General features: G+C 73.3%; 12 protein-coding genes. 10 read left to right on the top strand and 2 right to left on the bottom strand.

The window, feature by feature from the left end; genetic code table 11:
* The first annotated feature begins 46 nt into the window (after positions 1 to 46).
* The 10 genes from HNP84_RS45065 (at position 47) to truA (ending at position 6,930) form a co-directional block, all read left to right on the top strand.
* Positions 47 to 220 (top strand): hypothetical protein, encoded by a 174-nt coding sequence (locus tag HNP84_RS45065; RefSeq protein WP_221337549.1) that lies wholly within the window; start codon positions 47 to 49, stop codon positions 218 to 220.
* Between the two features lie 80 nt (positions 221 to 300).
* Positions 301 to 981: an SDR family NAD(P)-dependent oxidoreductase gene (locus HNP84_RS45060; protein WP_185056254.1), complete on the top strand. Its 681-nt coding sequence runs from the start codon at positions 301 to 303 to the stop codon at positions 979 to 981.
* Between the two features lie 864 nt (positions 982 to 1,845).
* A complete protein-coding gene (gene infA / locus HNP84_RS45055) occupies positions 1,846 to 2,067 on the top strand; it encodes a translation initiation factor IF-1 (RefSeq protein WP_185056253.1) in 222 nt (73 codons plus the stop codon).
* Positions 2,068 to 2,093: 26 nt separating this feature from the next.
* Complete coding sequence (gene rpmJ, locus HNP84_RS45050) at positions 2,094 to 2,207, top strand: 50S ribosomal protein L36 (RefSeq protein WP_003956441.1); 114 nt, start codon at positions 2,094 to 2,096, stop codon at positions 2,205 to 2,207.
* A gap of 224 nt (positions 2,208 to 2,431) precedes the next feature.
* Positions 2,432 to 2,812 (top strand): 30S ribosomal protein S13, encoded by a 381-nt coding sequence (gene rpsM, locus HNP84_RS45045; RefSeq protein WP_185056252.1) that lies wholly within the window; start codon positions 2,432 to 2,434, stop codon positions 2,810 to 2,812.
* A gap of 42 nt (positions 2,813 to 2,854) precedes the next feature.
* Entirely contained in the window at positions 2,855 to 3,259 is a 405-nt protein-coding gene (gene rpsK, locus HNP84_RS45040; RefSeq protein ID WP_185056251.1) for a 30S ribosomal protein S11, read from the top strand.
* Between the two features lie 20 nt (positions 3,260 to 3,279).
* Positions 3,280 to 3,906 (top strand): 30S ribosomal protein S4, encoded by a 627-nt coding sequence (rpsD, locus tag HNP84_RS45035; RefSeq protein ID WP_185056250.1) that lies wholly within the window; start codon positions 3,280 to 3,282, stop codon positions 3,904 to 3,906.
* Positions 3,907 to 4,024: 118 nt separating this feature from the next.
* Positions 4,025 to 5,041 carry a DNA-directed RNA polymerase subunit alpha gene (locus tag HNP84_RS45030; protein ID WP_185056249.1) on the top strand — a complete coding sequence of 339 codons (1,017 nt, stop codon included), beginning with the start codon at positions 4,025 to 4,027 and terminating at the stop codon, positions 5,039 to 5,041.
* Positions 5,042 to 5,150: 109 nt separating this feature from the next.
* Positions 5,151 to 5,684: a 50S ribosomal protein L17 gene (gene rplQ / locus HNP84_RS45025; protein ID WP_185056247.1), complete on the top strand. Its 534-nt coding sequence runs from the start codon at positions 5,151 to 5,153 to the stop codon at positions 5,682 to 5,684.
* A 328-nt stretch (positions 5,685 to 6,012) separates the two neighbouring features.
* Positions 6,013 to 6,930: a tRNA pseudouridine(38-40) synthase TruA gene (gene truA / locus HNP84_RS45020; RefSeq protein ID WP_185056246.1), complete on the top strand. Its 918-nt coding sequence runs from the start codon at positions 6,013 to 6,015 to the stop codon at positions 6,928 to 6,930.
* A gap of 57 nt (positions 6,931 to 6,987) precedes the next feature.
* Here truA and HNP84_RS45015 read toward each other — a convergent pair whose 3' ends face one another.
* Entirely contained in the window at positions 6,988 to 10,554 is a 3,567-nt protein-coding gene (locus tag HNP84_RS45015) for a hypothetical protein (RefSeq protein ID WP_185056244.1), read from the bottom strand.
* A 99-nt stretch (positions 10,555 to 10,653) separates the two neighbouring features.
* Positions 10,654 to 12,423: a hypothetical protein gene (locus HNP84_RS45010; RefSeq protein ID WP_185056243.1), complete on the bottom strand. Its 1,770-nt coding sequence runs from the start codon at positions 12,421 to 12,423 to the stop codon at positions 10,654 to 10,656.
* Between the last annotated feature and the right edge of the window lie 20 nt (positions 12,424 to 12,443).

The following is a 12,443-nucleotide window of genomic DNA, read 5'->3' as shown; positions in this document are numbered from 1 at the left end:
GTGGAAGACGGCGCGGCGTCTGGGCGCCACCGGCACGCCGTACATCGTGGTCGACGGCCGATACGCCCTTCCCGGAGCACAGGACACCGACACCCTGCTCGGCATCCTGCGCCAGGTCTGGGACGAGACCCACTCGAACGTTCTCGTCGCCGGCAACGACGCGGCGATCTGCGGCCCGGACGGCTGCGCGGTTCGCGCTGACCACGTCGCCCACGCCTGATCAGCACACCTGATCCACGCGCCGGCCGGGCATCCGATCTGCGCATGTCCCGGCGGTCACAACACGGAAGAGATCTCACTGTGCCCACTCTCGCCATCGTCGGCGCCGGCCCCGGCATGGGCCTGGCCATCGCCCGCACCTTCGGCAGCCGCGGCTTCGACGTCGCCCTGATCGCCCGTACCAAGGAGAAGCTGGAAACGCTGGCCGGCCGGCTCGGCCAGGAAGGCATCACGGCCGCCGCGTTCCCCGCCGACATCCTCGACCGCGCCTCACTGACCGATGCCCTGGACGCGGCCAAGACCCGCTTCGGCGGCATCGACGTGCTGGAGTACTCGCCGGCCCCGCATTCCCCGGTGCCCGGCCTCACCCTGGCCGCCCCCTCGGAGGTCACGGTGGACAATCTGCAGCCGATGATCGAGTACGCCTTCTACGGCGCCATCACGGCGGCCCAGGCGGTGCTGCCCGCGATGCGCGAGGCGGGCGCCGGGACCCTGCTGTTCACCGCCGGCGGCGGTTCCGTGGACCCGGTGCCGATGTTCGGCAACGCCAACCCGGCCCAAGCAGCTCTGCGCAACTGGGTGATCAACCTGAACAAGGAACTGGCCGGCAGCGGCGTGTACGCCGCGCACGTGGTGATCAACGTCTGGATCGGCGGGGGCGGCCCGGAAGGCAGCCCGACGGCCACGCCCGAGCAGATCGCCCCCCTGTACTGGGACCTGCACGAAAACCGCGACCGATCCGAGGCCGTCTTCAACGCCTGACCGGCCGGCCCGCCCCGCTCCGGGGAAGGGCGCCTGGCGAATGCGCTCCTTCCACCGCCTCCTCGAACGCGCACACCGCGACACAGCCCGGCACACCGCGACACAGCCCGGCAGGCGGCGGACATCGCGACAAACCGCGCAGATCCCGGCAGAGCGCGCACATCCCGCCCACTCCCAGCGCGCACCGGAGGGCTACCTGGGGACACCGCACGGCGCGCAGGTGTGTGCGCTCGCCAGGAGGGGGCGGGAGGGGCACGTTGGCACGGGTTCCGTCACCCGTCCCATCCCGCATTGCGGAAGATCCGCTGGGGAAGATGCACCGTTGGCCAGGATGTGCCACCGAGCGCACCTGGCACACCCGTCGGCGCGCGGTCACGCCGGCCGGCGCCTCGGCACGCCGGTCGGCGTGCGGGTACGCCGTCGGCGTGCGGGTACGCCGGCCGGGGCGCGGGTACGCCGGTCGGGGCGCGGGTACGCCGGTCGGGGCGCGGGTACGCCGGCCGGTGCCCGGTCACGCCGGTCGGGGCGCGGGCACGCCGGTCGGTGCACGGTCACGCCGGTCGGGGCGCGGGTACACCGGTCGGCGCCTCGGCACGCCGGCCGGCGCGGCACGCCCGGGGCGTCCCCCGGGTGGGGTGGGCGTGGGCATGGTGGGGGTGGGGTAGGCTCGGGGCCTGCGGGTGTGCTGGCATCGGTTGTGGATTTCGCATTTTCCTCGGCGGTGCCGTACACTTCTTTGTCGGTTCACTATGACCATTGCACTCATCGCGCACCCCGGGCGGGTGCCGCTCTCTCGAAGTGCGTGGTCGCGGCTGCGTAGTGTGCCGATGCCTCAGACGACCGATCAGTGAAACGCGAGGGACATTGCCCAAGAAAGACGGCGCCATCGAGATCGAGGGCACTGTGGTCGAGTCGCTCCCGAACGCCATGTTCCGGGTGCAGCTCGACAACGGGCACAAGGTCCTGGCCCACATCAGCGGAAGGATGCGGATGCACTACATCCGGATCCTGCCCGACGACCGGGTTGTCGTCGAACTGAGCCCCTACGACCTCACTCGTGGGCGGATCGTCTACAGATACAAGTAAGCCGTCTGAGGAACGAAGTAAGGACTATGAAGGTCAAGCCGAGCGTCAAGAAGATCTGCGACAAGTGCAAGGTGATCCGCCGGCACGGTCGCGTCATGGTGATCTGCGACAACCTGCGCCACAAGCAGCGCCAGGGCTAGTCGCCGCACGGCCCCCTTTCAGAGTCCGCTGACTGCGCTCACGCGCATGGCGGACTCGACGCATGAGGGGGCACAGAACGTAACAAGGCGTGGCACGCCCGCGCGTACGGCCCAGGCCGTACGGCGCGGGAGACCCCCGGTCGGAGGCCGGGGCCCTCACCCCGGGCATGGGGAGGGGCGGTGCGGCGTCAAGACCTCCGCCACACAGAAGGAGAATGCCCGCCATGGCTCGCCTGGTTGGCGTCGACCTCCCCCGCGACAAGCGGATCGAGGTCGCTCTCACCTACATTTACGGCATCGGCCGCACCCGCGCGCTGGAGACGCTGAAGGCCACCGGCATCAGCGGCGACCTGCGTGTGCACCAGCTGACGGACGAGGAGCTCGTCCCGCTGCGTGACTACATCGAGGCCAACTTCAAGATCGAAGGTGACCTCCGCCGAGAGGTGCAGGCCGACATCCGCCGCAAGATCGAGATCGGCTGCTACCAGGGCATCCGGCACCGCCGCGGTCTTCCCGTGCACGGTCAGCGCACGCAGACCAACGCCCGTACTCGCAAGGGCAAGAAGAAGACCGTGGCCGGCAAGAAGAAGCCCGGTAAGAAGTAGTCCGCGCAGCGGGACCGACCACCTTTCGGAGAATCGCAACACATGCCTCCTAAGAGCCGCCAGGGTGCGCCCAAGAAGGTGCGCCGCAAGGAAAAGAAGAACGTCGCTCACGGGCACGCCCACATCAAGAGCACGTTCAACAACACGATCGTCTCGATCACCGACCCTCAGGGGAACGTGATCTCCTGGGCCAGCGCCGGCCACGTCGGGTTCAAGGGCTCCCGTAAGTCCACCCCGTTCGCCGCGCAGATGGCCGCGGAGAACGCCGCGCGCCGCGCCATGGAGCACGGCATGCGCAAGGTCGACGTCTTCGTCAAGGGTCCGGGCTCCGGCCGCGAGACCGCGATCCGCTCGCTGCAGGCCACCGGCCTGGAGGTCGGCTCGATCCAGGACGTCACCCCCGTTCCGCACAACGGCTGCCGTCCGCCCAAGCGCCGGCGCGTCTGAGGCCAGGAGACTACGGAGATATGGCTCGTTACACCGGAGCTGACTGCAAGCTCTGCCGCCGCGAGAAGACCAAGCTCTTCCTCAAGGGCAAGAAGTGTGAGTCCGCGAAGTGCCCGATCGAGATCCGGCCCTACCCGCCGGGTGAGCACGGCCGCGGGCGTCCCAAGGAGTCGGAGTACCAGCTCCAGCTCCGCGAGAAGCAGAAGACCCGCCGCATCTACGGCGTGCTGGAGAAGCAGTTCCACAACTACTACGTCGAGGCCAACCGCAAGGCGGGCAAGACCGGCGAGAACCTCCTGCAGATCCTGGAGAGCCGCCTCGACAACGTGGTCTACCGCGCCGGCTTCGCCGAGTCGCGCGACGCGGCCCGCCAGCAGGTGCGCCACGGCCACATCCTCGTGAACGGCAAGAAGGTCAACATCCCGTCCTACCGCGTTCGCGAGCACGACATCATCGAGGTCCGCGAGAAGTCGCGCAACCTGATGCCGTACGAGGTCGCGCGGGCGACCGCGGGCGACCGCACGATCCCGGCGTGGCTGGGCGTCGTGCCCGACGCCATGCGCATCCTCGTGCACCAGCTCCCGGTCCGGCAGCAGATCGACACGCAGGTCCAGGAGCAGCTCATCGTCGAGCTCTACTCCAAGTAAGGGGTAGCGCTCGATCCTGTGCCGTACGTCCGGCCGCCGCGGGCCGGCCGTACGGCATAGGCTTGATACACCGACGGCGTCATATGGCGGGCGCCGTGGAACAAAGGGGAGAACCCACATGCTGATCGCTCAGCGTCCCACCCTCCTCGAGGAGTCCCTTGAGGAGACCCGCTCCAGGTTCGTCATCGAGCCGCTGGAGCCCGGTTTCGGCTACACCATCGGCAACTCGCTGCGGCGCACGCTGCTGTCCTCCATCCCGGGGGCGGCCGTCACCAGCATCCGCATCGAGGGCGTGCTGCACGAGTTCTCGACCGTGCCCGGGGTCAAGGAGGATGTCACCGACATCATCCTGAACCTCAAGGAGCTGGTCGTCTCCTCCGAGCACGACGAGCCCGTGGTCATGTACCTGCGCAAGCAGGGCCCCGGTGAGGTCACCGCGGCCGACATCGCGCCCCCGGCCGGTGTCGAGGTGCACAACCCCGAGCTCCGCATCGCCACCCTGAACGGCAAGGCGAAGCTGGAGATGGAGCTCACCGTCGAGCGCGGCCGCGGCTACGTCTCCGCCGCGCAGAACAAGCAGCCGGGCCAGGAGATCGGCCGGATTCCGATCGACTCCATCTACTCCCCGGTGCTGAAGGTCACCTACAAGGTCGAGGCGACGCGTGTCGAGCAGCGTACCGACTTCGACCGGCTGATCCTGGACGTCGAGACCAAGCCCAGCATGAAGCCGCGCGACGCCGTGGCCTCCGCGGGCAAGACCCTGGTCGAGCTGTTCGGCCTGGCCCGCGAGCTCAACGTCGAGGCCGAGGGCATCGACATCGGCCCGTCCCCGACGGACGCCGCGCTCGCCGCCGACCTCGCGCTGCCGATCGAGGAGCTGAACCTCACGGTCCGCTCCTACAACTGCCTCAAGCGCGAGGGCATCCACACGGTGGGCGAGCTGGTCGCGCGCAGCGAGCAGGACCTGCTGGACATAAGGAACTTCGGCGCCAAGTCCATCGAAGAGGTCAAGCAGAAGCTGCACGAGATGTCGCTCGCGCTCAAGGACTCCCCGCCCGGGTTCGACCCGAGCGCGGTGGCCGGCGACTACAGCGACGACGACGACAGCCGCTACGTCGAGACCGAGCAGTACTGAGTTTTTCGCGTTAGATCATCGGGGGCGCGCGGTCGTGCGACCGCGCGCCCGCCGGCCCGACTCCGGTACCTGATACGGCCGGGGCGGGTTCACTCACAAGGAGAAGGCAATGCCGAAGCCCACCAAGGGCCCTCGCCTGGGCGGCGGTCCGGCGCACGAGAAGCTCATCCTGGCGAACCTCGCCACCGAGCTGTTCGAGCACGGCCGCGTCCGCACCACCGAGGCCAAGGCCAAGCGCCTGCGCCCGTTGGCGGAGCGGCTGATCACCAAGGCCAAGAAGGGCGACATCCACAACCGCCGGCAGGTGCTCACCGTCGTCAGGGACAAGGGCGTCGTCCACCACCTGTTCACGGAGATCGCTCCCACGTTCTCGGAGCGTCCGGGCGGCTACACCCGGATCACCAAGATCGGGCCGCGTAAGGGTGACAACGCGCCGATGGCGATCATCGAGCTGGTGACCGAGCCGATGCGCCCGGTGACCGTCTCCCGCACCACCCCCGCCGCCGCTCCGGCCGAGGCCCCGAAGGCGGCCGAGACCGCCGAGGCGGCCGAGGCGGCCGAGGAGCCGAAGGACGCGGTGGCCGACGAGCCGCAGGACGCGGCCGAGGAGCCCAAGGACGAGGCCAAGAAGGACGAGGCCTGATCCACCGGCTCTGTCCGGAAGTGAGGCCGCGCTCGGTCCATACGGGCCCGGTGTCCCCGCTACGCTCGGGGGCGCCGGGCCCGTCCGCGTTCCCGGAAGCATGGTGTTCGCGAGCGGTACGGCGTTCCCGGGAGCATGGCCCCTTCGGGAGCATGGCGTTCTCGGGAGCATGGCGTTCTCGGGAGCGTGGCCTTTCCGGGAGCGTGGCGTTCTCGGGAGCATGGCCTTTCCGGGGAGCATGGCGTTTTCGGAGAGCGCGGCTGTGGTGGGTGCCTGGCGGGTGTGCTGGGGCGATGAGCGTTCGTCAGGGGAGTGACAGGAGCGAAACGTGCAGGATGTCGTACGCGTCCGGCTCGATCTCGGATACGACGGCACCGGTTTCTCCGGCTGGGCCGCGCAGCCCGGCAGGCGTACCGTGCAGGGTGAGATCGAGTCGGCCCTGGGGCGGATTCTGCGCCTCGACCCGCCTCCCGGGCTCACCGTCGCCGGGCGCACCGACGCCGGCGTGCACGCCCGCGGCCAGGTCGCGCACGTGGACCTGCCCGTGGCCTCCTTCGACGCGCTGACCCGCGACCGCCGTCATCCGGCCGCCGCCCAGGTCCCGCCGGGCGGCCCGCTCGAACCCCTCGAACCGCTCGGCGTCGCTGAGCGGCTTCCTGCGCTGCTGAGGCGGCTGTCCGGGGTTCTGCCCGCGGATGTGCGCGTTCACCGGCTCAGCGTGGCTCCTGAGGGCTTCGACGCCCGGTTCTCCGCGCTTTCCCGGCGGTACGCGTACCGGGTGAGCGACGCGCCGGGCGGGGTGGACCCGCTGCGGCGGCACGAGGTCCTGTGGCACCTGCGTCCCCTCGACCTCGACCTGTTGAACGCCGCCGCCTCCCGCCTGCTCGGGGAGCACGACTTCGCCGCCTTCTGCAAGAAGCGCGAGGGCGCCACCACGATCCGCGAGCTGCAGCGGCTCGACTGGGCGCGCGAGGACGACGGGGTGCTCGTCGCGACCGTCGTGGCCGACGCGTTCTGCCACTCCATGGTGCGCGCCCTGGTCGGCTCGCTGCTGGCCGTGGGCGACGGCCGCCGCCCGGTCGAGTGGCCGGGGGAGGTGCTGGCCAGGGCCGTACGCGACTCGGGCGTACACGTGGCCCCGGCGCACGGCCTGTGCCTGGAGGAGGTCCGCTACCCGGCACAGCCGGACCTCGCCGCCAGAGCCGCCCAGACCCGCCGCCTGCGCACCCTGGCCCCGCCGGCCTGACCCACCCACCCGTCCGGCCTTGGCGTCCGCCTGCCCCACCGGGCGGGCGGGTCGGGGTCAGCCGGTGATGCGGCGCTCCAGGACCATGGCGGTGTTGTCGCGGAACTCGCCGCTCACCTTGCCCAGCCCCTTCTCCTTGGCCGTGGGGGTGTGGCCGTCGGCGTTGGTGGCGTAGCTGAACACGATGTAGCGGCCCCACACCAGCCCGGACGCGTAGCCGCCCGCGATGTGCACCCGGTCGGCGCCCGAGCCCTTCTTGCCGGCCAGCCCGCGGAACCACACGTTCTGCGCCAGGCTCTTGGCCTTGTCGGCCGCGATGGCGCTCTCCTTGGTGGGCATCACCGCGATGCCGGTCGTGACCGCGAACCGCTTCTTGGCGTCCACGTACGTCGCGCGCAGCACGGCCGTGCACCGGTTCAGCTTCAGGGCCTCGGCGAAGTCGCCCAGCGCCGCCTTCTCGCAGGTCTCGGTGAGCTCCTGCGCCACCCGGGTGAAGGTCAGCCCCGCGATCTCGATCTTGCGGTCGGGGAACGCCTCGGCCAGGGTCATCTTCTGCGGGTCGGTGGTCTCGTCGTCGAGCACGGACGCCCCGACCGCCTCCGGGCCGACCTCGCCGCCGCTGCTTGGGCGGGGGAGCGGCTGGGCCGTGGTCCCGCGGTTGTCGTCGGAGCCCGTCAGCGCCAGGAACCCGAAGTAGCCCCCGGCGCCCACGGCCGCCGCGACGAGCACCGCCGCCGCCACGAGCAGCCCCGTACGCCGCTTGCGCTCCCGCGGCGGCGCCAGGGTGGCGGGCTCGCCCTCCCCGCCGGTGGGCGGCGGGGTGAACGGCCCGCGCGGGCCCTCGGACAGGGGCGGGGGTGGAGGCAGCTCGTTGCCCCGCACGGCCCCGCCGGGGCCGCCCCATGGCTCCTGCTCCTGGGCTGCGGCTCCCCAGGGCGCGGCGCCGCCATCCGCGGGCGCCGCCGGGGCTCCGGGAGGTGCCCCCGCGTGTGACGGCGCCCCGATGCCGGCGGCCCCGCTCGACGGGAGGAGCGAGGTGACCTGGCCCGGCTCGCCCTGCGGCTGGCTCTTGGTCTCGCCGAACGGCGGCAGCGCGGGCGCCCGCATGGCCTGCTGGTCGCCGGTCTGCGCCTCGGCCCACGGGGCGGGCGCGGCCTGCTGCGCGCCGGTCCCGTTGCCCGCGTGAGGCGGCAGGGCCTGCGGTGGCACATGGAAGTCGGTTCCGCCCGCGTGTGGCGGCGGGGGGAATCCGGTGCCGTCGCCCGGCGAGTGCGGTCCCGAGCCGTTGGGGGAGGCGGGGAACTCGGCCCCGTTCACGGGCGGCAGCGGAGCCCCCGGCGCCCCGGCGCCGTTACCGGACTGCGGCGGCGCGGCCGGGAAGCCGGAGTCACCGAACTGCGCCGTCACCCCGAACCCGTTGGGCGGAGTCGCCGCGTTGGGCGAGACGCTGCCGTCGGGGCCGTCCACCGACCCGAAGGGCGGGGGGAAGGGGGGACCGGCCGGGAAGCCCGGCTCAGAGCCCTGCTGAGGCCCGGGACCGCCGTGCGGGCCCGGCGCGGCGAACGGCGCCGGGCCGCTGTCGGGTCCGTGCGCGTGGTCGTGACCGTGTCCGGCATCGGCCCCGTGCGCGGGGAAGGGGGTTGGTCCGGTGCTGGGCTCGTGCCCGGGGAAGGGCGTGGGGCCGCTGTTGGGACCGTGTCCCGGGAACGGCGTCGGGCCGGTGTTCGGATCGTGTCCCGGGAAGGGTGTGGGGCCGCTGTTCGGGCCGTGTCCTGGGAAGGGTGTGGGGCCGCTGTTCGGGCCGTGCCCCGGGAACGGCGTCGGGCCGCTGTTGGGGCCGAGCGCTCCGTCCTGGGGGACGCCGGGCGGGGGGAACGGGGTGGGCAGGCCGTCCTGGAAGTGCGCGGCGTTGGGGCCGGGCGGGGGGAACGGGGTGGGGCCGTACGCGGCGTCAGGCCCGGGGCCGCCGTTCGCGGCCGGTGCGGGGAAGGGCGTCGGGCCGCTGTTGGGGCCGGGCGCTCCGTCCTGGGGGACGCCGGGCGGGGGGAACGGGGTGGGCGCGCCGTCCTGGAAGTGCCCGGGGTTGGGACCCGGTGCGGGGAACGGTGCCGGGCCGCCGTTCGGGCCCTGCGCGCCGTTCTGGTCGGGGCCGGGGTTCGGGAACGGCGCCGGGTATGGGGCGGCGTCGTGGGGCCCCGCCGGCGGGTGGCCGAGGGCGTCCTGGCCTGGGAAGGGCGGCGCAGACGGTTGCGGGTAGCCCATGGGGTTGTGCGTGCCCTGCATGCCGTGGATCGCCTGGCCTGCGGGCATGTCGGCCGGGCCCGCGTACGGGCCGGGCCCGCTCTGGTCGGCGGGACCGGTCGGGGCGTCTTGCACGCCGTCGGGCGAGGGGGAGGTGTGGCCCGGGGGAGGGGGCGGGGAGTCGATCGGATCGACGCGTCCCTGAAGCACGGGTGGCCCTTCGGTGGCGCTGGTAGAGGGGTGGTCACCGGTAGGGGTTCCTGCCGGGATGGTGCTCTCGCCGCGTGCGACGGGGATGGTCTCCTCGCCCGGCGCCGTCACCGTGGGGGCGGTGTCGCGGGAGGTGGGGCGGGGAGGCCAGACCGGGATGTCCTGGGGTTCCCGGGGCCGGTGCACGGGCCTGGTCAGCGTGGCGTCGCCCGCCCCGAAGCCCTCGCCGGGAGCGGGACCGGTCGCGTCGCGGGGGCCGGACGCGTCGGACGCCGCGGTCCGCGCCGCGTCGGCATCCGGTACGTCCTGCGGCTCGTCGCGGCTCGTGCCCTGGGCGTCGCCGACGTCGTTTCGGGTGTCGCGCTCGGTGCCGGAAACGCCGCTCGCGTCGTCGCGAGCGTGGAACTCGTGCGAGGCGTCCTGGGCGTCGCCGGGCTCCGGGGCGTCCTGTCCAGGTGAGAGTCCGGGGGCCGGGGAGGCGGCCTCTCGCGCCACTGCCGTGCCGTCGGCGGCGTCGGGGCCGGGCGGGGGCCAGACGATCTCGTCCCTTGGCTCGTCGGCCGTGGCGAAGCGCAGCGGGGCGAGGTCGGACGGGGGCTCGGGGACGGGCGCGGGCTCGGGGTCCTCGACGGGCTCGCCGGTGGCGGCCGGCCAGGGCGCGGCGGCGGAGGAGTCGGCGGCGCCGGGCCACACGGCCATGCCCGCCGCCGCGGCGGTGAAGGTCGCGGGCGGCTTCCAGTTCAGGTCGGCGTGAGCGGGACGCTCCAGGTCGGTGGGGCCGGGTCGTCCTGGATTGTCTGGATCGTCCGGATTGGCGGGGGTGGGACGCTCCGGGGCGGCGGGCGCGGGCAGGTTGGGGTCGGTGGGGGCGCCGGCGTACCAGTCGTAGGCGGGGCCGTCGGCGGGCACCTCCCAGGGCTGGGCGACGGCGGCCGGGGTGTGGGGCTCGGCGGCCGGCAGGACGTCGGCGTCGGGGTCCGGGGGCGCGGGCACGCCGACGGGCGCCGCCTGCGGGCTGGGGCCGGCGTACGGTGCCGGGTGTCCGGGGGACTGCTGGGGGCCGGGCGGCGGCGGGGCGACGGTCGGCCGGCCGAAGCTCGGCGGCGGGGTCGCCGGGGCGGACGAGCCGTCGAGCTCAGCTTCGTGCTCGGACCGCGGATCCTGACCACGCATACGCCGCACTGTAGCGAGAGACGGAGATCGTCACCCCGGTATAACCGGAACCGCTGCCCTTTTGATGGTCTTTGTCACCTCTGTGGGAGGTTCGGGGGATCACGGGCGGCGTCCGGTGAGGGTGCGGGAGTCCAGCGCGGGGAAGACGGTGGCGTCGGTGATGTCGAGCGCCGCCTTGGTGAGCTTCTTGCGTTCGCTCGTGGTGGGGGTGTGCCCGTCCTTGAACTGGAACCACAGCAGCACCGCGTAGTGCCCGTGCCGCCAGGCGCCGGCGTTGGCCTGGCCGCTGCCCAGCGCCTTGGTCACCTCGTCCTTGCCGGGGAGCGGCTTGACGTAGTCCTCCAGCTTGCCGCCCGCCGCGACCGAGACGACCTTGGCGGCCATCTTGGCCGTCTGCAGGTTGGCCACGCCGACGGTGCCGATGATCTTGCCGGACGAGTCGCGGAAGCTGGCGCGCAGGAGCTGGTTGCACTTGCCGGTGGACAGCGCCTTGATCAGCTTGTCGCCGGTCGCGCCGTTCTTGCAGGTCTTGTCGGTCCTGCGGGTGGTCATCACGTACGTGGCGCCGCCCTTGGTGATCTTCTTCTTGGGGAAGATCTCGTTGAGCGTCAGCGGGTACTTGTCGGTGGCGCGCGACGCCGCGAAGCCGTCCTTGCCGCCCGGGGCCGCGGGCGGCAGCGAGGCGGTGGGGCGGGGAGCGGGCTCGGCCGTGGCGGTCGCGTCGTCGTCGCCGGAGGACGCCATGGCGGCCAGCCCGAAGCCGCCCGCCACCAGCAGGGCGACCGCGACCAGCGCGATGTAGACGGGGCGGCGGGAGCGCGGGCCCTCGTCGTACGGGCTCCACATCTCCTTGCGCCGCGGCGGGTCGGGCTTGATCGGCTCCTCGTCCGCCGGACGCGGGCTCTGCAGCGGGGCGGCGGCCGGCACGGGCTCGCCGATCGGCCCCGACGGCGGGCCCTGCCGCTCGGCGGGGTCGCCCTCCGGGGCGCGGCGGCGCGGCTCGTACGGCGCCTCGCGCCGCGCCTGCTGCTGGGACGGCGGCGGCGCCTCCGGACGGCCGAACGCGTCGGGCCGGGGGCCGAAGGCGTCGGGTCCGGGGCCGAAGGCGTCGGGTCCAGGCTTGAAGGCGTCGGGCGCGGGGTTGAAGGCGTCGGGTCCGGGGCCGAAGGCGTCGGGCCGGGGGTTGAAGGCGTCGAACCCCGGGTCGGGCCGCCCCGTGGGCGACGGCGCGGGGCCCAGGGGGTCGGCGGTGCCCAGCCCGCCCTGACGGTTGTTGAGCAGGTCGGTGAAGGACTGGGCGCCGGGCGCCGCGGGCGGGCGTCCCGGGGCGGGCGCGCCGGCGTCGGGGGCGCTCGGCCCGCCGCCGTACGTGTGCCGCGCGCCGTTGATCGGCCGGTTGCCGTTGACCGGCGACGGCGGGCCGAAGTCGGCGGGCCGGGAGAACGCGCCCGTGCCGCCGAGGCCGCCCTGGTCGCCGAACGCCATCGGACGCTCGGGCGCGGCGGGCGCGGGCTCGGGGGCGTACGGGCCGCCGGGCGCGTACGGGTCGTACGGCGGGACGGCGGACAGCGGCCCCGTGGCCGGGCCGGAGGACGGACCGATGTCGGGCGGGCCGAAGGGGCCGGTGGCCGGCCCGGGGTCAGACGTCCCGAACGGGCCGGTGGCGGGGCCGGTCTCGGGCGGGCCGAACGGGCCCGTGGCGGGCCCGCTGTCAGGCCGGCCGAACGGGCCGGTGGCGGGGCCGGTGCCGGGAGGAGGGCCCTCGGACCGGCCGCGGCGCGGCGCGTCGAACCAGCTCTCTCCGCGTGGAGCGGACGGCTCCTGCCCGTCGTACGGCTGGCGGCGTGGCGGTTCCCCGGGGTAGCCCATGAGCCGAGATTAGCCGCCAA

It is taken from the genome of Thermocatellispora tengchongensis, from assembly GCF_014202315.1.
Lineage (GTDB): Bacteria > Actinomycetota > Actinomycetes > Streptosporangiales > Streptosporangiaceae > Thermocatellispora > Thermocatellispora tengchongensis.
The sequence above is the reverse complement of the archived record's forward strand: the minus strand, read 5'-3'. Positions and strand labels throughout refer to the sequence as shown.